Origin of the sequence: Methanocaldococcus fervens AG86, from assembly GCF_000023985.1 — an archaeon.
Classification (GTDB): domain Archaea; phylum AGJL01; class Methanococci; order Methanococcales; family Methanocaldococcaceae; genus Methanocaldococcus; species Methanocaldococcus fervens.
In genome coordinates, this window is sequence record NC_013156.1 from 382,669 (window position 1) to 404,712 (window position 22,044).

22 protein-coding genes and 4 pseudogenes are annotated in these 22,044 nt (G+C 32.0%); 9 read left to right on the plus strand and 17 right to left on the minus strand.

The window, feature by feature from the left end; translation table 11 throughout:
* Positions 1–9 precede the first annotated feature (9 nt).
* The 6 genes from MEFER_RS01975 to MEFER_RS02000 all read right to left on the minus strand — a co-directional run bounded on the left by MEFER_RS01975 (position 10) and on the right by MEFER_RS02000 (position 3,419).
* The gene (locus MEFER_RS01975) at positions 10–1,056 is read right to left on the minus strand and encodes a FecCD family ABC transporter permease (protein ID WP_015790968.1); all 1,047 of its coding nucleotides are present in this window, start codon (positions 1,054–1,056) and stop codon (positions 10–12) included.
* A 31-nt stretch (positions 1,057–1,087) separates the two neighbouring features.
* Positions 1,088–1,969, minus strand: a complete 882-nt coding sequence (locus MEFER_RS01980; protein ID WP_015790969.1) for a Rossmann-like domain-containing protein — start codon at positions 1,967–1,969, stop codon at positions 1,088–1,090.
* A 4-nt stretch (positions 1,970–1,973) separates the two neighbouring features.
* Positions 1,974–2,153: a hypothetical protein gene (locus tag MEFER_RS01985; RefSeq protein ID WP_048056277.1), complete on the minus strand. Its 180-nt coding sequence runs from the start codon at positions 2,151–2,153 to the stop codon at positions 1,974–1,976.
* A 440-nt stretch (positions 2,154–2,593) separates the two neighbouring features.
* On the minus strand, positions 2,594–2,788 hold the full coding sequence (locus MEFER_RS01990) for a hypothetical protein (RefSeq protein ID WP_048056278.1): 195 nt from the start codon (positions 2,786–2,788) through the stop codon (positions 2,594–2,596).
* Positions 2,789–2,841: 53 nt separating this feature from the next.
* Positions 2,842–3,162 (minus strand): hypothetical protein, encoded by a 321-nt coding sequence (locus MEFER_RS01995; protein ID WP_048056279.1) that lies wholly within the window; start codon positions 3,160–3,162, stop codon positions 2,842–2,844.
* The gene (locus MEFER_RS02000; protein WP_048056280.1) at positions 3,159–3,419 is read right to left on the minus strand and encodes a hypothetical protein; all 261 of its coding nucleotides are present in this window, start codon (positions 3,417–3,419) and stop codon (positions 3,159–3,161) included. Before MEFER_RS02000 ends, MEFER_RS01995 begins: the two co-directional genes overlap by 4 nt.
* Before the next feature lie 433 nt (positions 3,420–3,852).
* Between MEFER_RS02000 and MEFER_RS02005 the strand changes: the two genes are divergently transcribed.
* Positions 3,853–5,508: an S-layer protein gene (locus MEFER_RS02005; protein WP_015790970.1), complete on the plus strand. Its 1,656-nt coding sequence runs from the start codon at positions 3,853–3,855 to the stop codon at positions 5,506–5,508.
* An 8-nt stretch (positions 5,509–5,516) separates the two neighbouring features.
* Here the strand turns inward: MEFER_RS02005 and MEFER_RS02010 are convergent, their stop codons facing one another.
* The 7 genes and pseudogenes from MEFER_RS02010 to mcrB all read right to left on the minus strand — a co-directional run bounded on the left by MEFER_RS02010 (position 5,517) and on the right by mcrB (position 13,226).
* On the minus strand, positions 5,517–6,578 hold the full coding sequence (locus MEFER_RS02010; protein WP_015790971.1) for a methyltransferase: 1,062 nt from the start codon (positions 6,576–6,578) through the stop codon (positions 5,517–5,519).
* A gap of 50 nt (positions 6,579–6,628) precedes the next feature.
* Entirely contained in the window at positions 6,629–7,741 is a 1,113-nt protein-coding gene (locus tag MEFER_RS02015; protein ID WP_015790972.1) for an iron ABC transporter substrate-binding protein, read from the minus strand.
* 131 nt (positions 7,742–7,872) lie between these two features.
* The gene (locus MEFER_RS02020; RefSeq protein ID WP_015790973.1) at positions 7,873–8,616 is read right to left on the minus strand and encodes an ATP-binding protein; all 744 of its coding nucleotides are present in this window, start codon (positions 8,614–8,616) and stop codon (positions 7,873–7,875) included.
* 46 nt (positions 8,617–8,662) lie between these two features.
* Positions 8,663–9,882 (minus strand): annotated as a pseudogene (locus MEFER_RS02025) (ornithine cyclodeaminase).
* Between the two features lie 81 nt (positions 9,883–9,963).
* Positions 9,964–11,073 (minus strand): annotated as a pseudogene (locus MEFER_RS02030) (hypothetical protein).
* Positions 11,073–11,871 (minus strand): annotated as a pseudogene (gene mcrG, locus MEFER_RS02035) (coenzyme-B sulfoethylthiotransferase subunit gamma). Before mcrG ends, MEFER_RS02030 begins: the two co-directional pseudogenes overlap by 1 nt.
* A 20-nt stretch (positions 11,872–11,891) precedes the next feature.
* Positions 11,892–13,226 (minus strand): annotated as a pseudogene (gene mcrB, locus MEFER_RS08640) (coenzyme-B sulfoethylthiotransferase subunit beta).
* 370 nt (positions 13,227–13,596) lie between these two features.
* Here mcrB and MEFER_RS02045 point away from each other — a divergent pair.
* Genes MEFER_RS02045 through MEFER_RS02055 form a run of 3 tightly spaced genes read left to right on the plus strand, consistent with a single transcriptional unit; the run spans position 13,597 to position 15,732 of the window.
* Positions 13,597–13,977: a CopG family ribbon-helix-helix protein gene (locus MEFER_RS02045; RefSeq protein ID WP_015790974.1), complete on the plus strand. Its 381-nt coding sequence runs from the start codon at positions 13,597–13,599 to the stop codon at positions 13,975–13,977.
* 8 nt (positions 13,978–13,985) lie between these two features.
* Complete coding sequence (locus tag MEFER_RS02050) at positions 13,986–15,116, plus strand: AAA family ATPase (protein WP_015790975.1); 1,131 nt, start codon at positions 13,986–13,988, stop codon at positions 15,114–15,116.
* Entirely contained in the window at positions 15,106–15,732 is a 627-nt protein-coding gene (locus MEFER_RS02055) for a HEAT repeat domain-containing protein (RefSeq protein ID WP_015790976.1), read from the plus strand. Before MEFER_RS02050 ends, MEFER_RS02055 begins: the two co-directional genes overlap by 11 nt.
* Here the strand turns inward: MEFER_RS02055 and MEFER_RS02060 are convergent.
* Positions 15,710–16,051 carry a hypothetical protein gene (locus MEFER_RS02060; protein WP_048056281.1) on the minus strand — a complete coding sequence of 114 codons (342 nt, stop codon included), beginning with the start codon at positions 16,049–16,051 and terminating at the stop codon, positions 15,710–15,712. The two genes, MEFER_RS02055 and MEFER_RS02060, sit on opposite strands and share 23 nt — an antisense overlap.
* An 80-nt stretch (positions 16,052–16,131) precedes the next feature.
* Here MEFER_RS02060 and MEFER_RS08470 point away from each other — a divergent pair, with 80 nt between their 5' ends.
* Both MEFER_RS08470 and MEFER_RS08475 read left to right on the plus strand, forming a co-directional pair.
* Positions 16,132–16,533: a hypothetical protein gene (locus tag MEFER_RS08470; protein WP_245527788.1), complete on the plus strand. Its 402-nt coding sequence runs from the start codon at positions 16,132–16,134 to the stop codon at positions 16,531–16,533.
* A 274-nt stretch (positions 16,534–16,807) separates the two neighbouring features.
* Positions 16,808–17,278, plus strand: coding sequence for a hypothetical protein (locus tag MEFER_RS08475; RefSeq protein ID WP_245527789.1), 471 nt, complete (start codon positions 16,808–16,810; stop codon positions 17,276–17,278).
* Here the strand turns inward: MEFER_RS08475 and MEFER_RS02070 are convergent.
* Positions 17,275–17,724: an HAD family hydrolase gene (locus tag MEFER_RS02070; RefSeq protein ID WP_015790978.1), complete on the minus strand. Its 450-nt coding sequence runs from the start codon at positions 17,722–17,724 to the stop codon at positions 17,275–17,277. The genes MEFER_RS08475 and MEFER_RS02070 overlap by 4 nt on opposite strands.
* 91 nt (positions 17,725–17,815) lie before the next feature.
* Positions 17,816–18,703: an acetylglutamate kinase gene (gene argB / locus MEFER_RS02075; protein WP_048056282.1), complete on the minus strand. Its 888-nt coding sequence runs from the start codon at positions 18,701–18,703 to the stop codon at positions 17,816–17,818.
* 116 nt (positions 18,704–18,819) lie between these two features.
* Here argB and MEFER_RS02080 point away from each other — a divergent pair, with 116 nt between their 5' ends.
* Complete coding sequence (locus MEFER_RS02080; RefSeq protein ID WP_048056283.1) at positions 18,820–19,734, plus strand: hypothetical protein; 915 nt, start codon at positions 18,820–18,822, stop codon at positions 19,732–19,734.
* Between the two features lie 117 nt (positions 19,735–19,851).
* On the plus strand, positions 19,852–20,199 hold the full coding sequence (locus MEFER_RS02085; RefSeq protein ID WP_010869560.1) for a DUF555 domain-containing protein: 348 nt from the start codon (positions 19,852–19,854) through the stop codon (positions 20,197–20,199).
* 31 nt (positions 20,200–20,230) lie between these two features.
* Here MEFER_RS02085 and MEFER_RS02090 read toward each other — a convergent pair whose 3' ends face one another.
* Positions 20,231–20,533, minus strand: coding sequence for an FUN14 domain-containing protein (locus tag MEFER_RS02090; RefSeq protein WP_015790981.1), 303 nt, complete (start codon positions 20,531–20,533; stop codon positions 20,231–20,233).
* 81 nt (positions 20,534–20,614) lie between these two features.
* Here MEFER_RS02090 and MEFER_RS02095 point away from each other — a divergent pair, with 81 nt between their 5' ends.
* Positions 20,615–22,039: a phosphoadenosine phosphosulfate reductase domain-containing protein gene (locus tag MEFER_RS02095; RefSeq protein ID WP_015790982.1), complete on the plus strand. Its 1,425-nt coding sequence runs from the start codon at positions 20,615–20,617 to the stop codon at positions 22,037–22,039.
* Positions 22,040–22,044: the final 5 nt, after the last annotated feature.

Genomic DNA, 22,044 nt, shown 5'->3' on the forward strand with positions numbered 1-22,044 from the left:
ACCACCGTTTTATTTTTTATGCATCTTTAACAGCAGATATAGAAACATTGGAGCCCCTAAGAATGAAGTCAATATCCCTACTGGCAGTATTATTGGAGCTATAATTGTCCTTGCAAATGTATCGGCCACTAACAATAAAACAGCCCCAAGTAATGCAGATATTGGAATCAAAAACCTATAATCACCACCAATACAAATTCTAACTATATGTGGGCAGATTAAACCAACAAACCCAATTATTCCTAAAAATGCAACATTTACACTTGTTAGCAGTGAGGCAACGAGCATGCCAATTAACCTTGTTCTCTCCGTATCAACTCCCAAAGATTTTGCAGTTTCCTCTCCAGCTTCCAATGCATTGTAATCCCATCTTTTGTAAATAAAGTAGATTAAAGAAGGAATCATAACTGCAGCCATGATATAAATTTCAGTCCATATCGGCCTTCCCAAATCTCCAAAAGTCCAATAAACTATTGCCGCTAACTGTAGCTCATCCGCAAAGTATTGAATAAGTGTAGTTCCCGCTGTAAATAATGAACTCATTGCAACTCCAGCTAAAATCATTGCTTCAGGAGTTAAACCTCTAAGCTTTGCAAGTAGTAAAATCACAATTACCCCAATTAAAGCTCCTAAAAATGCAAATATTGTTATTACATAGGGGTTGTTTACAAATATCCTACCTGTGCTTTCAGCCCCCCCAAAACCAAGTAGTATTATCGCTAATGCAGCCCCAAACATTGCTCCATGGGAAATTCCCATTGTAAATGGACTTGCAAGAGGGTTTCTTAAAATACATTGCATAACTGCCCCAGACACAGCTAATGAAATCCCTGCTATTATTGCTGCAAATATCCTTGGCAATCTTATATTCCAAATAACTAAGCTTATATTTCCTTTTTCATATCCCATTAATGCATTTACAACCTGATTAACAGTTAATTTGTAATCTCCAACGCACAATGCATATATTGCACTTAAAAATAGAATTATCAATAATACAATTCCAAAAGTGATTTTCTTCTTTGTATATGCCTTATATTTCTCTGGAACATCCATATTATCACATTTAAATTTTTATTAATTTTTATTATCTTTTCATAATCATAAGCATCTTTGTATTAGGAGATAGAAATGGATAGTATCCTCTTGTTTCGATAATATTTATTTTTGTTTCATAATCGTTCGGAATTTTCATTGCCAAAATACAGTCAATTCCCAAGTTAAATAAATATTTTGGATAAAAAGAGCATGAAGATCCATAAATAATCTTAAATCTTGCATTTTTGCAGTTTTTTAAGATATTTTTAAGAGTTCCATTGAGAATTGTCATTCCAGTAATAAATACAACATCTGCCTCTTTCAACACCTCTTTTGGGTCGTTATAAACATTAATTTTTGGTTTCTCTCTTTTTAATGAAAATACATCAAAATATTCCTTATCTAAAAGTTCTAAGCACCTTAATTCTTTAATTTTATCTTTTAAGTATGGAAATGTCCAATGTGCAAAGCCTACTATTGCAACAATATCATCTTTATCAACAATCTTTTTTCCTTCTTCCCCAATCAACTCACCAAATAAGTTATGTTTAATCTTTGATATTTCATTAACCACATAGCCATCTTTTTCAAGAAAATCTTTTGATAACAATTTATATGATAATGCTGAAAGAGTGGAGATCGCTATTGAGTTGTATAAAAGTTCTTCTTTTTTGATGAATTCATTTATAATACTATAGGCATCTTTTCCAAAAATATCTAAGTTATTAATTTCTTTAAATAAATTCAATGGGATTTTTTCCTCCCCCATTCCTTTATATACCGCCGCACATACTCCACAGCCAATATCTTCATCATCGTATTTTACATAACTTGTAACCCATGGATGATAGTTAGAAACAATAATATCTTCAATATTACCAGATACAAGTTCGTTAACATCTTTAGCTGTTTTTAATATCAAATCTTTCACAATATCACCTTTCTACTGAAACTTTATCAAATCTTCCATGAACTTCTTTGAATTTTTTAAGTTTTTTGTCATCTGGAATATTCCCTGTTCTTTTATCTAAATCTTCAAGATATGAGCTTATTGCATTGATTAAATCTTCTGCTCTTGTCTCTTTTCCTAAAATGTTGTATCTTATCTGCCTCACTTGCATCCCATGGACCGACAAAGATAACATCTGGTTTTAACTCTATGATTTTCTCAAGGTTTAATGTTTCTCTAGTTCTAACTATAGGTTTTTCTTGGAGTTCTGGATATGCGAGAATGTAAGGCAAATCTGAGTCAGTTGGCCATTTACCATTTCCAGTTCTCATCTTCGTAGATTCTCTAGGTTTGCTTCATCATGTAATAAGTAAACAAGCTCTCTCCCTGTGCATCCTAAGCCAATAACTCTATTTACATTTTTTCCAACTGTTTGTATTCTGCTCCATGCATCCACAAAAACCGACTGCAACTATTAAAACTGTTAATAATCCTATTAGCTTTTTTAGCATATTATCATCATTTTATGTTATAAGATATTACCAAAACTTTTTAATACCAAATATAAATTTTATGGTAAAATTATGAAAAAAATAGAAACTGCAATTATACATCAGATATATTATAGTCTTTTTTAATCTTGCTGTATATTCCATCAACACCATAAACAAACTTGAATATTTCATTTCCTTCTTTTTCCACATCTATATTGGCAAACTTATCTGGATGTAAAGCTTTTGCATATGCGATAACATCAATTACAAACCCTTCTGGATAATAACCTACCCATCCAATTAACAACTTATAAACTCTCTTATTTTTAACAGCATTTATTGATTGCCATTGAGGGTCGTTTAATATATCTTGAGGATTGACATTACCAAATGCGTGAAGTATAAAGGTTTTACCTCTTTGAATACTTCGGGATTTATTGTTTCTAAACTGCTACAAACCTCTATAACTCCAAGTTCTTTCAATTTAACCAAATCATTGCTATTTAAACAGGGTCCTACATTCACCCACACATCCATTGATGATGCTTTTTTAATCGCTTTCACTGCCTCTATTACCTTTTCTCCTCCGCCTTCTAATAATGTCCCTCCACCAATCTCAACCCTTTTTGTTCCTGTTGATTCTATAAGCTTTGCTGCAAGTTCTACTTCTTCAATCGTCAATGGCTTTTCTGCGAAATCAGGTCTATTCCCGCTGATCTAGCGCAATATTTGCATGGAGGACCTATCTTACATGAGGTTATTGAGCCAATAAATCCATCAAACTTAAAAATTGCTCCAACTTCATCATCCCTAACTTTTGATGCAATTTTTGCAACTTCCAAAAATTCATTTATTGTTTTAACATTTTTTATGATGTATAAAGCTTCTTTAGGATTTATTGGATCTTTTAAAGCCTTTTGTAGGATTTCAGTTAACATTTATATCACCATATTTGCTATCATTTGTCATTTTTACAATGTTTATATTAAATTATATTACACAAAGTAAAAATATTATTATCAAATATAAATTTTATGGTAAAATTATTAAAATTAAACTCTTGAAATTAGAGATTACGTTTTTATGATATATTTTTGAAGGGTTAAAATTACTATTTTCAAATTTAAAAATATGTTAAAACTTTTCTTAGAGTTTAAATAAACATAAAGGTCTTTTTTGATAAAATCCAATAATGACAAATTCTAATATAGTAATAACTAGTAATAATATTTTTAAAAAAAATCGTAAAAGTTATATATTACTTTTTAGTTTTGCATATCTAGCATATTATGAAAAATAAGAAAAAATTAAGATAAATTAATAAAGATATTGACATATTTATTATTAAAAATTAAAAAAAGGTGATGATGTATGGCTATGAGCTTAAAGAAAATCGGTGCTATTGCTGTTGGAGGTGCAATGGTTGCTACTGCATTAGCAAGTGGAGTTGCTGCTGAGGTAACAGTTCAGGGAGAAGTTACAAAAGACTTATTCGTTAAAAATGGACAGCCAAACTGCTACGTTGTCGTTGGTGCTGATGCACCATCAACAATGGATGTTGTCTCAGCAGCTGACATTGCAGCTAAAATAGGAAGCTTGTGCTACAAAGAAGGAACAGTTGAAGACGGAAGCGCTGAAATAACAGTCCACGCAGAAGCTAAATCAGATGACGTCGATGTATATGCGGAGACAATTCCTGAAGGCAATTACACAGTATTCGTTGCAGCATCAGACAGCGACTATGCAGATGCATTTGAAAATGATACTGGAGATCCATACGGATTAGCTGATGCGTTAGGTGTTGATGATGATGAACTCAATGAAATCGTCAGCTTAGGTGATGTATCAACAATGTTAAAGATTGAGGATGTCGACCCAAAAGATTGGTATGACAGCGATGATGATGCTGGAGAGATTGTAGCAGTTGCAGTTCAAAATGACTCAGGAGAATTAATGGTAGATAAAAAAAATGCAGTTTATATGTCATTAGTTTATACTAATGACGAAGAGAAGTTTGAAAACACAACACAACTAAAACTGGGAATGAGAATTCCATTCTTAGGAAAAGAACAGGTTGTAGTTAGAATTAAGACAGATGATGATTCTATAGGCCTTGGAACTTTGGTATATGACGGAGTTTTAAAAGAAGGAGAAACCTATGATGTAGGAAACGGCTATGCAGTTAAAGTAAAATCAATATTAAAATCATCAACACCTGGAGAATACAAAGTAACTGTTGATATATTAAAAGATGGTAAGGTCATTATTGAAAAAACAGATGTAGTAACAAACAGAAATGCTTTAAAGATAGGTTGCATGGGTAAAATATCGGTTGTTGTACACAGTGCTTGGATGGATGTTGGAGAAAACTACGGATACGCAGAATTAATAATTGCGAAAGATGTAAAATGCCTATACCTCGGAGAGGACTATATAAACGACTGGGTACCATACGCTGTATTGAAAAACGGCAATAATATAGAACTAAAGAAGGATATAAGTGATAGTGATAGACCAAAAATTGTTGGTATCGCTTTTAGGTATGAAGGAGATGAGTTTGAGGATTTAGATGATGGTGATGAAGTAGACATCCTCGATTACATAACATTCAAGTTAGATGACAAAGACAAAGAAGACAAGTTATACGTCTACTTCTCAATGGACAAGACTGTTGACGCTACAGTAAACGTTGGAGAGAAAGTTACTGCATTGAATGCAGAAGTTAAGTTGAAGGGTATTGAAGCTAACGCTGTAGAGCCAGTTGCATTAACAGCACCAATTGCTAAGTTAGATACTGAGGTTAGCTTAGATTCAGCAGATAAGAACTTAATCTTAGTTGGTGGACCAGTTGCAAACAAATTAACAAAAGCTTTAGTTGATGCTGGAAAATTAGCTTTAGACAACGACAGCCCAGCAACAATCGCTGTCTTACCAGGAGAGGCAAACGGACACGATGTCGTTGTAGTTGCTGGTGGAGACAGAGAGAAGACAAGAGAAGCTGCTTTAGAATTAATCAAGATGCTCTAAATTCTTTTTTACAATTTTTTAGCGATAATCATCTTTGCATTTCCAGAGCATTCAAATCCCAAAAGTTCTGGAATATCAACAACTTCCAAAATTTTAAAGCCTAAGTTCTCCAAATATTTTAAATAATCATTAAAATTCAAATCTCCTTTAAATGTAAATCTTAATCTATCTTTTTCAAGCCCTTTCGGTTTTGAGAAGTTCCATTCCATATTGTTTATGTAATCTTTAATTCCCTCCTCCCTCTCTGGAAAGAACTGCTTATTTATAAACAATCCTCCTTTATTTAGAGCGTTATAAACTTTTTCTGCAATTTTTGGGTTTTTTCCACCAGGATTGTAGGAGGTAAATATGATATCATAACCCTCTCCAATATCATCCTTATAAAAATCTCCTGCAATTGTGAAGACGTTTTTTGCATCATATTTTTCAATGAACTTTTTAGTTTCCTCAACAACCTTTGGTAAATCAAACACATAGCATTTTAAATTTTTATTCAGCATACTAAAGCCAATGGCATACAATCCATGCCCTCCTGCTAAATCAAGAAGTTTTTTAGCATTTTTAAACTCTTCATATTTTGCTATATAATTCAAAACCTTCTGTAACTCCCAACATTTACATTCGTCTGCCATTCTCTTTATAACATTTGGAAAAAAGTTATTAACGTCTATATTTTGACAGTTTTCCTTATTTTTTAATATATTTACTAAATTCTCCCAATTTTTTATATTATCAAAATAACTGTATACTGGGTTAATTATGTTATAATACGAATCTTTTTTTAAGTATATGTTTGTTATATCGGCGTTTTTATAATAAACCTTCCCATCTACAATTTTGCTTTCAACTAAACCAAGCTCATCTAAGATTTTTAGCATATACTCTGTTAAAATCAAATTAGCTCCCAAAATCTCTGCCAAATCTTCTGCGCTTCTATAGTCGGATAAGTATTCAAATAAATTTAAATCTAATGCAGCTTTTAACAAGTAAAAAATTCTTGCTTGCGAATAAATTTCGTCAAATAAGTTTAATATTCCCTCTGGGCTTTTTTCTGGAGATTTTAAAATCATAAGTATCACCTAAAAATAATTATAAAATATAAAAATTGGAAATATGAAAATTAATTGCTAAACTCCAATTTCTTAAATCCGCCTAATTTCTCCTTCATCTCTTTATAAACTGGCTTTCCTACTAAGAAAGTATATATTTCATCAGCTTTTTCTTCAGGGTTTATATCTTTAAACTGTTCTGGATAGAGAACTTTACCTATATAATAGGCGTCTGCTAAAGCTGTTCCAATGTTCGTGGTGTAGAAGTTGTAAGGTAAGAGAGCATAAACATTTCCATTTTTAAACGCCTTTAATGAGTTGTAGAACTCAGGATTCTTCTTATAATCCTCAATAACTAAATTTAATCCTCCTTCATCAATAAATATTACATCTGGATTCCATTTTAAAAGCTGCTCTTTTGTTATAAATACATGTGAAGATTTATTTAACTCATCTACAACATTTTTTGCATTAACTGCAACAAATGGCGGATAATTGCATTGAGTACTTTCAATTCCATGTGTTCCTTTAAACCCAATTCCTCCAACATAAACTTTTGGCTTTTTATCATCAGGAATGTCCTTTGTTCTTTCATTTAAATCATTTTGGCAATCTTTTATAAACTTAATGACTTCTTTAGCCCTTTCCTCTTTTCCTAATATCTTTCCAGCAAGTTCCAATGATTTAAATAAATCTTCATTGTTAAATGTCGCTAATTGCCCATAACTTAAAACAACTACCGGAATTCCAATTTTTTGCTGTAATGCCTCGACATTTTCTTTTGACATGTATGTAACAAATATTACATCTGGATTTACTTGAATTATAGCCTCTGCATTAGGTTTTGGACTTGGACCTCCTTGTCCAATAGATGGAAGCTCTGCCAACTCTGGATGAGCTATTCTATAAGGCCTTGTCCATGGAGTCCATTTCTTCTCTGCATCTTCAACTCCAACAACTTTATCTGTTGCATTTAAGTAGGTAATTAGCCTTAAACATCCTGGACCACAACATACTATCCTATTAACTTCCTTTGGAACTTCAACTTCTCTTCCGTATAAATCAACCACCTTTATCTTTTCAATATTTTCGCTTGCAGTTATCTTTGTATTCTGCTCCATGCATCCACAAAAACCAACTGCAACTATTAAAACTGTTAATAATCCTATTAGCTTTTTTAGCATATTATCACCATTTTATGTTATAAGATATTACCAAGAATTTTTAATACCAAATATAAATTTTTCGGTAAAATTATGAAAAAATATATAAAAAATTTACAATAATCAAAAATTATAAAAGAAGCAATAAAAAGTTATTCAGTTAAAAACTCAACAACTTTTTTAATTTCAGGAATTTCAACATCTAATTCTTCCCCTTTCAATCCATGTTTCATAATTTCCTTATTATTAAAAATAACTGCAATGACTTTATCTTTATTAATATTCTCAAGGACTAAATCCTTTGTTTCATAATCCACCTTATTAACTATGAAATAAACCTTCTTTCCTAATTTTTCTCCAATCTCCTCAATCTTTTTAGATAACCTTATAGATTCATAAGTAGGATCTACAACCGCTATAATAACATCACATCCTCCTTCAACTCCTCTACCAAAATGTTCTATCCCCGCCTCAGTATCAACAATCACAATTTCCTTATCATTTAATTTTAAAGATTTTAAAAACTCTCTCAACAAAACTCCCATTGGGCATGCACAACCTTCTCCAAAATCGTGGATTTTTCCAATTGAAAGGAGCTTGATATTATCTTTTTTTGACAAGTAATCATCTGGAAGAGAGCTAATGTATAAATCATCAAATAGCTTAACGTTTTCTTTAGATTGAGATTTTAGCTTCTGCATAAACTCCTTTCTACCACCAAGATACTGTATAAAATCCTTTGGTAAATCCATGCCCAACAACTTATTAAGACTCATGTTTGATTCATCTCCATCAATAACCAAAACATTATATCCTTTTTTAGCAAATTCTTTAGCCATTAAAGCAGTTATCGAGCTTTTTCCACACCCTCCTTTTCCACAGATTGAGATTTTCATAATTTCCCTCAAAAAATTTTTATTTAAATTTTAATTTTAATTTATTTTAAAAATTTTCATATAAATCTTTTTCCAATATGTGTAAAAATGCACATGGGTCTGAAACTATACCTAAAGCTTGATGAGTTCCCCTATCCTGCAATCTTGTAACAACATAAGGATTCATATCTACACAGACAGTTTTAACCCTTGCTGGCAGTATATTTCCAGTTGCTATACCATGTAGCATTGTAGCTAATATTATACACATATCAGCATTTTTGGCATATTTCCTCATCTCATCCTGGGCAACCATAACATCCGTTATCGTATCTGGCAATGGTCCATCATCCCTTAAAGAGCCTCCAATAACATAGGGGATATTATTCTTCACACATTCATATAAAACTCCTTTATTTAATATCCCTCTTTTAACGGCTTCTTTTATCCCTCCTGCCTTCCACATTTCATTTATAGCTACAAGATGACTTTTATATCCTCCCTTAACAACATTACACGTATCATCCATTCCCAACGTTGTTCCAAATAACGCATATTCAATATCCATTGTAGCAAATCCATTTCCACAAAATAATGCATCAACATATTCCATCTCTAACTAATCTCTCCAATATCTTATGAGCTCTTGTGTGAGCTATTGCCGTCCCAACAACCCAAACAATTTTGCCATTATTTTCTTTTATTTTTTAATTTCTTCTGCTATTATTTTTGAATAGTAATCTAATGGCTTCTCTGGTGATACCTCACTCTGCATAAATCCAAATATATCCTTTTCCCTCCCCTTTTCCAATGGAACTACTCTAATCCCTCTATAACCAACTACAACCTCATTCCCTTCCTTAATTAAACCCATTCGCTTACATACTGGAATCCTTTCCCCATTTCTATTTTCAATAACTATGACACAATCCATCTCAATATCCTCAACCTCTTTCCAAACACCATCTATTTTAACATAGGTAGGGAGGTTTGTTGTTCCATAAAAGTTATCTGGCAAAACCCTATCTCTTGGAGCTTTTTTTGTTTCAACATCTTCAGTAGATATAACAGCCCCTAACTGTTGAATTTCTCTTAAAATACTATCCAAATGTCCCCCTTCTTTCCTTTAACTAAAATTCTTGCATAACTTTTATCTTTGTTTGTTTTTCCAACATCAAGTTTCTCTATCTTAAAATCCCCTCCCATTGATATTATTTTATCTAAAACTTTTGATAAAATGTTTGAATCTATTATATGTCCTTCTAATTCAACAACTTCAAAATTCATATTACCCCTCCAATTAATTCTAAAAATCAAAAATAAGCAAAATAATAAACTTAAAAATAAAAGAATAAATAAAAAATAAATTTATGCTGCTGGTATAATTAAATCTCTCTCCCGCTGGCTCAAACTCTCTTAAAGCACCTTTTGCTATGCACTTCCTTGGCCACTTGAAGTCAAATACTAAATTGTTATCAGCAAAAGCCACTTTAATTAATGGATTTAGGCAGAAGGCATCCCCTCTTGCCGCATGGGGAGCTTGTGCAATTCCTGCATACTCTGGTTGATGCCCAACGTTCATTGCGTAGTTTGGATAATTCGGCCCTCTGCATTCATGCAACAATCCTTCATCACTTCTAATTGATAAAGAGTTTGCAGCTCCACATTGGTCTTGCAAGTCATAACCGTAGAATCCTAATCTGCTGTGGTATTCTTTATGTAAGATTTGGCTTAGATACCATCCATTAATTCCAGCGTTTGAGTTTCCTGTTGCAAATGCCACAGAACATCCTGCTGCAGCTGCAGTAACTCCAGCCCTTTGCGAACCTCCGAAGTGATCCTCTAATAAAGCTGGATAAGTGTCATACTGTTCTAATCCATATAACGTAACTTCTATAGCAATGTCTTTAACCACATCCATACTTGGCTTAACTCCACATAATCCATATTTATTCTCAACGTAATCTAATCGATAGTAGACAAAATCATCTAAGATGTCATCTGTGTACGTTGCTGATGCATACTGTGTGAATCCAACCCCTCCAGACATGTAGCTTCCTAACCAAACTTGATCGTAGAATGTAGCTGCCGCTCCAATAACCTCCAATGTTACTTGGGCCGGGTCATCACTAACTCTTGATGTTTGTATGATGTCTGCAAATATTCCAAATGGTACTCCTCCAGGTTCGTTTGGCCCCCTAGCCCTAAGTGTAAATCATCCCCCTCAACAAAAGCATCGGTTCCCGATATTTTATAAGTCATCAGCTTTCTTTGCCCTAATGGAACCCCAATGTCTGGGTTGTAGAATGGAATTCCTCCTCTCTTCTCAATCAATTTTTGAGCAGCTTCAACGAATTCTCTTTTTCTTGCTGACTGTCTCCATCCACCGAAGATGTAGAACTTAGTGTATTTTTCCTTTGGATCTTCTTCAAACTTCTCCTTCAATGCCTTTAGAAAAAGCTTTTTCTCAGCATCCATTATTCTTCACCTAATCTCTTTTTCAAATCTTTTTTAAATACTTCTAAACCAAACCCTCCTTTAGTTCTTGCCTCGTGAATTATTTGAACGACTTCTAACGCCTCTTTATCCTTCCTCATTCCAATGTTGTCTTTTCTGTAAATGGTTGTTATCTTAGCTAGATAATCTTGTGGTAATGGTTCTCCAACGTCTACTGGCTCGTCTAATGGTCTTCCAACTTGGTCTTTAACGTAAACGACGTGTCCTGTTTTTTCGTCATAGACATATCTCTGTAATGCATCGAACATTAAACCGTTTTCATCCAATCTTAATGAGTGCCCGTGAACGGTAGCTCCCCTAATTCCACAAGTTGCAGGATCAAAGAATTCAGTATCAATTAAGAAGTTTTTAGAAATTTTTTCTAAATCAAGCTCCCTCATCTCAATAACTTGTCTTCCCGATAATGTACCAGTATCTATTCCTCTAAATCTCCACATGTATGTTCTTGCTCTATCGTATGGCTGAGCTGGGGCGTTATACATTGAATCAGCAAACTGGATATACCTAACTCTAACTCCTTCTTTAGCCCCTTGAATTGGCTCAACAATCTCCTTAATAGGATCTTCTTCAAAATCCATCTCTTCTAATGGAGGATGGACTGTCTTATAACTTTCTCAGGGTTTCTATGCCCTAATATCTTAACTACCCCATCATCAGGAATATCTCTTAACCTTTTTAACTCAACTTCTGGATTCATGTGCTTTCTTCTATTTTCAGCAATTAGCGTATTCCCAGGTAAAATTGCGGCTTGTATGCCATACAATCACCATTTTAAGATTTTAAATAACTTTTTCTTTTATTCCTACAGTTCCTTCAGCTACGTGTTTTAAAGGCTCTCTTAAATGGTCGATAGCACTATACACAGTTCCGACTAATGCTGATGTCTTCTCAACTGAGAACATCTGGGTTCCAGCATCTAAACACATTGCAGCTGCAGCACATGGGATGGCAAATCCTTTACTATGCCTTGTAACAACGTGATTTCCGTGGAATGTTCCAGGCCCTCCTCCTCCGTAGATTGAATGGCTGAAGAATGAGAAACCAACTGCTGTCCCTTCCGCTCTACCGAAGTCAACACTTGACAATCCAGTTTCAAATTCCAATATGTCGTTGTAGTAGAGGACGGTTGATGCAACACCTTGTGCAGCTCTTGCAGCTCCTACGTTAACGATAACTGCAGCAACTAAACCGGATGCTGCATAGGCATTCCATAATGCCCAATCTACTGGCTCATAAACTGTATATCCAGAAGGTAGTGTTTTTGAAGGTCTTATAACTCCATCCTCCAAAGCCCTTTCAACAACTGAAGCTACTACAGTTCCAACAGTTCCATCTTTTCCGTTCTCTTTTACAAGTTCATAAGTTAGATTGTGGCATTCAATCCCTGAAATGCTAAACCTAACAAGTGTAATCTTTCAAATGCTCCTAAAGCATCTCCTGTTTCAAACATTGCTGTTTGTTCTAAGATTGAAGCTAAAGCAACAGCATTTAATGTTTTTTCCTGGTAACTGCTACAATGTGGTTTGCCATAATATTTCTTAAACCATAACCAAGCCCTTCTAATAAAACTGGAGGACCTAATAAAGTTGCAATATTTGCCCCATGAAAATCAACTGTTTGCGGGTATCTTCCCATAACTGCCGTTTTAACTACTGGAGCATCGAACATATCAACATCAAAGGTATCAATGATTGCCTGAACAGTTGATCCACCCCCAATTAATGCAGAAACTGTATAGTCAGCAGCTACTCTCAATCTCTTTGATGGAAGTTGTAATAATAACTGCCTTCCTCCGTTGATTAACTTAACAACTGTATCATCCTCTTCATCAACTTGAACCATTCTTTTTATTTTTTCAGCAATAATTTCAGCGTTTTCAACAATTGGCAGATCTAATTCCCTTCCTGGACAAAAACAAGCCTTTCCTCCAACAGCCCCTGTTCTTAAAGCGTTTTCAATACCTGCCAAATTTATAGCAACGCTCCTCTTAATGTCATTAACTATTCTCTCAATTATTGGGTTTTTAATGGACTTATCGCCTCTAATGGAACGTTTTCCTCTAACACCTTTCCTCTCTCGTCATACAAATCTATTTTATCTTCATAATGTGGCATTACCAACACCAACTGTTTTTGTTATCTGATACTACAACTACAAAAAATGATAACAATAAGTATGTAAAATTTTCTATTTATTCCTAAAAATTAATAGAAAATATAAAAATAATAATATTTAAAAAATAAAATACAAAACAAATCCTCACAGAGGTGAGCCCAAATATGTGGGGGTGATCCTATGGCGCACTGTATTGAATAAAATTCATCATATATAATATTTTCTGTTTAATGTTTAATAATAAATTTTATCTTTCATAAAAATTATATTATTCAAATATATATGTTCTTAATTACTACATTAATAGTAATATTTTTATACCAATAATTTTAATACCATTCTAAAAATAAGTATTACAAAAGTGATACTATGGAGCGTATTTCATTAACCATTGAGAAAAAACTGCTAAAGGAAGTTGATAAAATTATTGAAGAGGAAAAAATCTCGAGGTCAGAATTTATAAGAAGAGCTTTAGATTATTACGTAAAGAAATACGATTGGATTAGCAGAATTGAGTCAAAAATTGGTGAAATAACTGTCATTTATAATACAAAGGCTATTGAAGATATTGTTGAGTTGGAGAGTCAATACAGAGATATCGTAGTAATATCACTCGAAATTCCGTTTGAAGGAAAACTTCTTAGAAAGATTGCAATTAAAGGGCAAAGAGATAAAATAATCGAATTTGTAAATAAATTAAAAGGAATTAGTAATGTTGAGTTCGCTCAACTAACTACAATAAGCATTTAAGTGAAAATATGCACAAACTCGAAAAAATAAAAAAAGAATTAAATTCTTATTTTTTGGAGAGGAGGGAGGAGATTGATATCGCTTTAACTTCAATATTAGCTAACGAGCATACGGTATTTTTGGGAAATCCTGGAGTTGCTAAATCCCAATTAATTAGGGCTATAGCATCACACATAAATGCTGAATACTTTGAAAAACTTATAACAAGATTCACTACGGAAGATGAATTGTTTGGGCCTTTAAGCATTAAAGAGCTAAAAGATAATGACAAATTCGTTAGAAAAACCTCTGGTTACTTACCAACCGCTGAAATAGCATTTTTAGATGAGGTCTTTAAAGCAAACAGTTCTATACTAAACGCTTTACTCTCAATAATTAATGAGAGGATTTATCACAACGGCGATAAGGTTGAAAAAGTTCCTTTGATAAGCTTATTCGGAGCTTCAAACGAGTTACCAGAAGAGAATGAATTATTGGCATTTTATGATAGATTTTTATTTAGAAAAGTCGTCAGAGGAATAAGAAGCTACGAAAACTTGATAAATCTTGTTTATTTGGAGGAAGACTATAAAGCAAAAACCAAAATAACCATAAAAGAGCTTAAAAAGATGCAAGAAAAAGCTCGTAAAGTTGATATAGATGGTGTTGTTGGATATTTGGTTGATATAAGAAAGAAGTTGTATCAAAACCATATCTATATTTCAGATAGGAGGTTTAAAAAATCGGTTAAGGTTGTTAAATGCTTCGCCTATTTAAACGGAAAAAAAGAGGCTGAAATTGAAGATTTAGAGATATTGAGGCACATATTTTGGGAGTATATAGATGATATATTAATTGTTTCAAAAATAATATTCAACATAACCAACAAATATGCTGAACAGGTTTTAGATAAGGCTGAGATAATTAAAAATCTTAAAAATGAGCTTAAATACATTGATATTAAAAAAGTTGGTGAATGTAAAAAAGATTATAATAAATTGATTGAGATTCTTTGTAAGATGGCACATATAAGGCTGGAATTGAAAAAAATAAGAAATGAGGCAGTAATAAACAAGAGAAAAACTGATTTTATTGATGAAGTTATTAAAGAAACTGATGATTTCAACATGTATATTGAAGGGATTTTAAATGAAATCTAAGGAATATAAGAAAAAATTAAGGCTTAATTATGGGAATAATGAGAAATTAAAAATTTTAAAAGAGTTATACAAAATGGATGTTTATGAATTAATTAAATTAAATATCTTAGATGATGTATTTGAGCTATTGACATCAACAAAAGAGAGAGGATTTGAGGACATAATATCAACTCATTACTCTTCAGATTCAAGAAATAAAGTTATCATATATTATTGTATAAAGATTATTCAAAAAGTTGGAGTTAAGCATCCAAATTTGGTTTATACCTATATACCATACCTAATAAAGCTTTTAGATAGTGAATTTGAATGTATAAGGTTTGCATGTGCTGAAGCTTTGGGAAATATTCCATCAAAATTAACAATTTACGCATATCCAAAACTTATAAAGAGATTGGATAATGAAGTTTATGCCAATGTGTTGGTTAAATTAATTATGAAATCTGACAATAAAGAGGCAATATTATTAAAATTATTTGAGAATTTTAATGAATATGGTATTTATGTGATAAAAGAACTTTATAAATACGATAAAAAGTTAGTTTATGAGTTCATCCCATTAATTTTAAGAGATTTTGGAGATAAATATTTAATTAGGATGCGAGAGATACATTAGGCTTGATAAATACATTTTCCTCAATTCTAAACTGTTGAGCGTGGCTAATTAACTTTGGAATAGAGTTCATTAGATTTTTTACTATGCTTATTGACACAAAGTTTGGAATCTTGTTGTAATCTTTCTCGGTATTTATCTCTCCCTCAACACATGCTTCAAATGATAACTCACCATAAGCCTTAATATTGCATAAAAAATTGAATTTTTTGCTCTCCATTTTTCTATATTCAATGTTCCAATCAACATCCAACTCTAAAACTTTACATTTAGGGACTTTCGAAGGTGACTTTATTGAGATACTCAAAATATTCACTTCCATACTCTCACCGTGTAATACTTTTACACAAAATAGCATATATATTTTATGATTTATTTTTAGTTTGGTATTATGGTGATATAATGATTAGGTATGATAAGTATGATAAAATGGTTTGGGAAAGGTGTAGAGATAAAATAACCTTTTATTTAAGTGAAAAAGAAACAGAGATGATATTTTATCTATTTTTTAAATATGAGATTGAAATTTTAGAAGAAAATGATTTAATTAAGAAAATCATTAAGGATAGAAGATTTAAAAATGTAAAATCAATAACTACGTTAGATGAAAATTATTCATTAATCGCCACAGAATTCTTTTCTGAAAAATTTAAGGAGTTTAAGAAAAAAAGTAAAGAAAAAGATATAAATGAACTTTTAGATGAGCTTGAAAGTTATATGGAAAATATAACCTCATCTTTTAGCTGTTTTGGTTCTGGAAAGGGATATAAAAGCTACACAGACCCAAGAAAAAATTGTAATTAACAGAAAAACTATTAAAAAACAGTAAAATTAAAGAATTCGTAAAAATATTTGGAAGATTCAAAAGAATAGCTATAAAAAAATATAAAAGGAAGATTAAACATTTTTCTGAGGAGAAATATTCAATAAAATTTGGAAACAATTTGGATAATTTAATTTCATCAGAGTACAGAAATTTTGCTGATGAAACACTTTTTGTGGATTTTTAAGGAGATACAATGAAAATAAACTTTTAAATTATAAGATATTGGAGAATAATGAAAATTGTGGGGATTTTGTGGTTTGCTTAGATTTAAGTGGCTCCATGAGGGGAAATAAAGAAATTTGGGCAAAGGCAATAGCCCTCTGCTTGATGGAAATATCCCTAAAAAGAAATAAAAGATATATAGCGGTTTTGTTTGACGATGGAGTTAGGGATATAAAGATTTATGAAAAAAAGATGTCTTTTGAAGAGGTTTTGGATTTTGCATCTGTGTTTTATGGAGGAGGAACGAATTTTGAAAAACCTTTAAGAGAGGCGTTAAAGTTTAATGGGGATATTGTTTTTATAACAGATGGAGAGTGTGAAATATCTTTAGAATTTTTAGAGAAAATTAATGAAGAGAAGATAAAAAAGAAGATAAAAATTTACTCTATCTGCATAAATACAAAACCAACGGTTAGTTTAAAGAAGATATCAGATAAAGTTATGACTATATATGAACTAACTTCTAAAACTGCTGAAAGTGTATTTGACATATTAATCTAATCTCTAATTGTTGCTTTTAACCTATTATTCTTTATCAACAAATCTAAAGCATCATTTATATTTTTAACAACGATATCAGAGCTTAATAACGTTTTTGTCCATGCTCCTTCATCTCCAATAACACAGATGCCCAAATCAGCGTTTTTTAACAATAACTCATCATTATTTCCGTTGCCTATAGCTATAATCTTTTTATCAGGATTTTCTTTTTTTAACTTCTCCAAAATTTTTAATTTAGCTATTTTTTCACTTCCATATTTTTCCCTATCTACTTTCATGCCTTTAACATCTAAGCTATCCGCTATTTTATTCAAAGTGCCAAAAGTATCTGCAGATAAAATATATATTTCAGCCTTTTCTTTTAAAATAGAAAGCCTCTCCTTAACTCCTTCTTTTATCTTCCCATCGGTAGCTATTGTTCCATTTAAATCTAAGAGTATAATCATGGTATCAACCAAAAATTTAAATTTTAATTTAAAAATTAAAAAAGAGATATAAAAAATTAGCCAATAGAAATCTTAATAGGAAAAACGAAGTTTAATCCTTTGTTATCATAGTTCCAATACCTTCCTCTGTAAATACTTCCAACAATAAAGCGTGGGGTATTTTTCCATTAATGATATGAACACTCTTAACTCCATGCTCTAAGGCGTATAAAGCACTTTCAGCCTTTGGAATCATCCCTCCTTTTATTCTTCCATCCTCTATCATCTCTCTCAGCTCTGAGGCAGTTAGTTTTCTATGCAGAGTTTCTGGGTTGTTTATATCATCCATAATTCCATCTACATCTGTTATTAAAATCAACTTCTCCGCCTCTAAAGCTCCTGCTATATCTCCAGCAACCGTATCTGCGTTTAGGTTATAAGCCTCTCCTTTCTCATCTAAACCAATTGGCGATATAACTGGAATGTAACCATTATTTATTAAAATCTCTAAGAGTTCAGTATTAACCTCAGCTGTTTCTCCAACTCTTCCTAAATCTACAGCTATCTCCTCCCCTTTTTCATTCTTAATGTATTTTATTTTTTTCTTTGCAATTATTATTCTTCCAGATTTTCCAGATAAACCAACAGCTTTGCCACCAAACTTTGATAGCTTTGAAACAATATCCCCATTAATCTTTCCAGCTAAGACCATTTCAACAATATCTAAAGTTTCTTCATCAGTAACTCTCAAACCATGAATGAACTCTGGCTTTTTACCCATTTTTTCCATAGCTTTGTTTATCTCAGGCCCTCCTCCATGAACAACTACAGGATTTATTCCAACGTATTTTAATAAAACCACATCTTGAGCTGTCCAGTTCTTTGCCTTTTCATCAATCATCGCATGACCGCCATACTTTATAACGAAAATCTTATTGTAAAATTTCTGTATAAATGGTAGAGCCTCCATCAAAACCTCTGCTTTTTCTATCATATCCATCCCTGTGATTTTTTAAATTAAACTGGAGGAAGTGCTATTTAAAACTTATTAGGTAATTATTTATAAGTATATTACCAAAATTAATAAAAATATGAAATAGCTTATAAGGTGTGAGCTTGGATTTTTTAAACATCTACGTAATATCAATGGCATCAATTACTTTTGGGTATATTTTGGCTGAAATTTTAAGTGAAACCAATTTAATAAAGTTTATTGGAAATAAAACTTCTAAGATAGCGGAATTTGGCATTCATCCAGCTTTAACACCAATTCCAGCACTATATTTAGTTAGTCCGAGGGTTGCCCATGCAAATGCATCGGCCATGCTAAAGGATAAATTAATTAAACCAATCGACCTTTATATAGCAATATTGGCTTCAAATCTACCGTTAAGGGTTATGTATATCTACCGCTATTATTTACCAGTACTCCTACCACTTTTGGGAGTTATAACCTTATATTATATAGGTTTAAGAATTATTTTTGATTTTCTTCTCGTTTTTATTGTGTTGATGATTGGACGTAAGAGATATAAAGGCGTAAAATTCAACATGGAAAATAGCAAAATTAATCTTAACTTTTCAAAAGATGCTTTTAAAAATGGACTAATTAAGGGATTGAGAGCCTCATTAAAATTTGGATTAAGATTTACGCCTATTTTTGCATTAGTGGTGTTTATGATTAAATTAGGCATTTTGGATAAAATAACAGCTATATTATCTCCAATTCTCGGAAAACTCAGCTTAGATTCTTTGGGTATTGCATATATCACAACCGCTATGTTTAGTCCAGCAGCTGCTTATGGAATAGCTAAGGTGATGTTAAGCTATAACTACCCAATAAATAAAGTATTGGGTTGTATGTTTCTTGGAACTGGATTATTTACTCTTCTTTATGAAAGTTGGTCACGAATTTTTCCATTTTATTCTGGATTATACCCAAAGAATGTAACTTTAAATCTCCTATTACTCCAAGTTGTATTACCTTCATTCTACAACATTTTTTTAGGAATTTTTTTAGTTAAGCTTTAGCCCTCCCCTCTTTAAAAATTAAACAATAAGTTTAAATAATAGTAAGGTTGTAAGTAAGGTAATTAATAGTTTAAATGAAATTTAAATAAAATGAGATTTTGTAGTTGGTGAGAGAAGATGCCGAATTACCATGTGACTTTGCAAGCTGCATACATTGTGAGAAATGTAGACGATGTAGAAGACGCGATAAGCGTCACTATCTCACAAATAGGTAAAATGCTTAACAAAGAAGGATTAAACTATGTAGATATAGATATTGGGCTAACAATCTGTCCAAAATGTGGAGAGTTAGTTGATTGTGTATTAGTTGTAGCAAGAACAGCTCTAGTTGGAGTTCTATTATCTATGAAGGTGTTTAACGCTGAAAGTCCAGAACATGCTATAAGAATAGCCAAGGCAACAATTGGAAAAGTTCTAAAAAATATTCCATTAGAACCTGTTGATGTTGTAGAGTTGGAAAAATAAAAAATAAAATAATAATATTTATAATTTAACTTTATCCTTTTTTAAATCCTAATCCAAATCCCGCAAGGAATGAAGCTCCAAAGGAGAATGAGTGGATAATACCAACAAGCTTATCTCCAAAAACCAATATTGAATTTTCTAAATTTCCGAGAAGTGCTGAAAATGCTTCTTTATTTATGCTAATAACCCCTATTTTTGCCAGGTAAAGTAAGCTTAATATATAAATCCCTATTAAAAATGCCACTACTTTTATAGCCTTTTTTACAGCCCATCCAACTACAAACCCAATAACAAATCCACTACCAATATCTGGAATGAATTGAGTAATATCCATAACAATCACCTAAACAACAAATTAACTAAAAAATTTTCTAACTTATATGATATAAAAAACTTTCTTTCGAGTGTGATTGCTATGAAAACTTACATTGGGAAAATTCACTTAAAATGGTGCAAAAATTGTAACATTCCTCTATTGGGGAGAGTTTGTGAAGTCTGTAATTCAAAAGCTGAAGAAGTAAAATTAACACCACCTGGAGACCCAAGGCTGGGATTTCAATATGATATTGATTTTGTAAACAAAATTATAGAGGAAGAGTTTGGAGCAAAAAATGTATTAAATGGAAAGATTATTTTGCTAAACAAACTTCCTGGAAACGAAGAGGCTTACGAGGTCATAACAGACGGTGAAGTAAAATACATAATCTACTTTGATGAAGAGCAGGAGAAATGGAAAATTAAATTAAAATTGAATGGTGCAAGAGATTTAATGGAAAAAGGGGCTTATAAAAGGATAGTTAAGATAAAAAATGATGTTGTTGAAGTATTAAAAAACAAAAAAGGCTCAATTTTAAGGCCAGGAATAGTTGAATTTACGGATGATATCAAAAAAGGAGATGATGTGATAATAGTTGATGAAAATAATAATGTCGTTGGAACTGGATTGGCTGTTGTTTCCTCTGAAGAGATAAAAAAGACGGAAAAGGGAAAAGTAGTCAAGGTTAGGGCGTTTATTAAAGATGAGGATAAATATAAACCTAAAAAAACATATAATAGCTTAGAAAAGGCATTTAAATTAATGATTAAGGCGAATGAAGGAGTTATAAACAACTATGAAAGAAATGCCATAGGATTTATAAAAAACACCTATGAAAGAATAAAAAAGCCAGTAATGGTAGCTTTTTCTGGTGGGAAGGATAGCTTAACAACACTAATTTTAACACTAAAGGCTTTAGGAAAAGATATTGATGTGGTGTTTGTAGATACTGGATTGGAGTTTGAGGAAACGCTAAAAAATGTTGAAGATGTTGAAAAACATTATGGCATTAAAATAATAAAATTAAAAGGTGCTGATTTCTGGGAAAAAGTTAAAGAGTATGGAATTCCAGCGAGAGATTATAGGTGGTGTTCTGAGATTTGTAAATTAGAGCCATTAAAAAGATTTATCGATGAAAATTATGAGGAAGTTTTATCGTTTGTTGGAGTTAGAAAGTATGAGAGTTTTAATAGGGCAACTAAAAAAAGAATTCATAGAAATACATACATTAAAAAGCAGATAAACGCTCTTCCAATATTCCACTGGACTTCATTACATGTTTGGATATACTTACTGAGAGAGAAAGCCCCTTATAACAAATTGTATGAAAAAGGGTTTGACAGGATTGGTTGCTTTATCTGCCCAGCCATGGAGATGGGAGAAATTGATAAGATAAAGAGGGAATTTCCACATTTATGGGAAAAATGGGAAAGAGTTTTGAGAGTATATGCTGAAAAACATAATTTAGGAGAAGAATGGATAAAAAAAGGATTGTGGAGATGGAATCATAAAAAAAGAGAGTGAGAGTT

Excerpts from the sequence above, each read along its gene's own strand:
- MEFER_RS02015 (WP_015790972.1), bottom strand. The coding sequence starts at position 7,741 with ATGCTAAAAAAGCTAATAGGATTATTAACAGTTTTAATAGTTGCAGTT.
- MEFER_RS02055 (WP_015790976.1), top strand. The coding sequence starts at position 15,106 with ATGAAATCTAAGGAATATAAGAAAAAATTAAGGCTTAATTATGGGAAT.
- MEFER_RS02010 (WP_015790971.1), bottom strand. The coding sequence starts at position 6,578 with ATGATTTTAAAATCTCCAGAAAAAAGCCCAGAGGGAATATTAAACTTA.
- MEFER_RS01975 (WP_015790968.1), bottom strand. The coding sequence starts at position 1,056 with ATGGATGTTCCAGAGAAATATAAGGCATATACAAAGAAGAAAATCACT.
- MEFER_RS02070 (WP_015790978.1), bottom strand. The coding sequence starts at position 17,724 with ATGATTATACTCTTAGATTTAAATGGAACAATAGCTACCGATGGGAAG.
- argB (WP_048056282.1), bottom strand. The coding sequence starts at position 18,703 with ATGGATATGATAGAAAAAGCAGAGGTTTTGATGGAGGCTCTACCATTT.
- MEFER_RS02050 (WP_015790975.1), top strand. The coding sequence starts at position 13,986 with ATGCACAAACTCGAAAAAATAAAAAAAGAATTAAATTCTTATTTTTTG.
- MEFER_RS02000 (WP_048056280.1), bottom strand. The coding sequence starts at position 3,419 with ATGTTAACTGAAATCCTACAAAAGGCTTTAAAAGATCCAATAAATCCT.
- MEFER_RS02085 (WP_010869560.1), top strand. The coding sequence starts at position 19,852 with ATGCCGAATTACCATGTGACTTTGCAAGCTGCATACATTGTGAGAAAT.
- MEFER_RS02005 (WP_015790970.1), top strand. The coding sequence starts at position 3,853 with ATGGCTATGAGCTTAAAGAAAATCGGTGCTATTGCTGTTGGAGGTGCA.
- MEFER_RS02090 (WP_015790981.1), bottom strand. The coding sequence starts at position 20,533 with ATGGATATTACTCAATTCATTCCAGATATTGGTAGTGGATTTGTTATT.
- MEFER_RS02020 (WP_015790973.1), bottom strand. The coding sequence starts at position 8,616 with ATGAAAATCTCAATCTGTGGAAAAGGAGGGTGTGGAAAAAGCTCGATA.
- MEFER_RS02060 (WP_048056281.1), bottom strand. The coding sequence starts at position 16,051 with ATGGAAGTGAATATTTTGAGTATCTCAATAAAGTCACCTTCGAAAGTC.
- MEFER_RS02095 (WP_015790982.1), top strand. The coding sequence starts at position 20,615 with ATGAAAACTTACATTGGGAAAATTCACTTAAAATGGTGCAAAAATTGT.
- MEFER_RS02045 (WP_015790974.1), top strand. The coding sequence starts at position 13,597 with ATGGAGCGTATTTCATTAACCATTGAGAAAAAACTGCTAAAGGAAGTT.
- MEFER_RS08470 (WP_245527788.1), top strand. The coding sequence starts at position 16,132 with ATGATTAGGTATGATAAGTATGATAAAATGGTTTGGGAAAGGTGTAGA.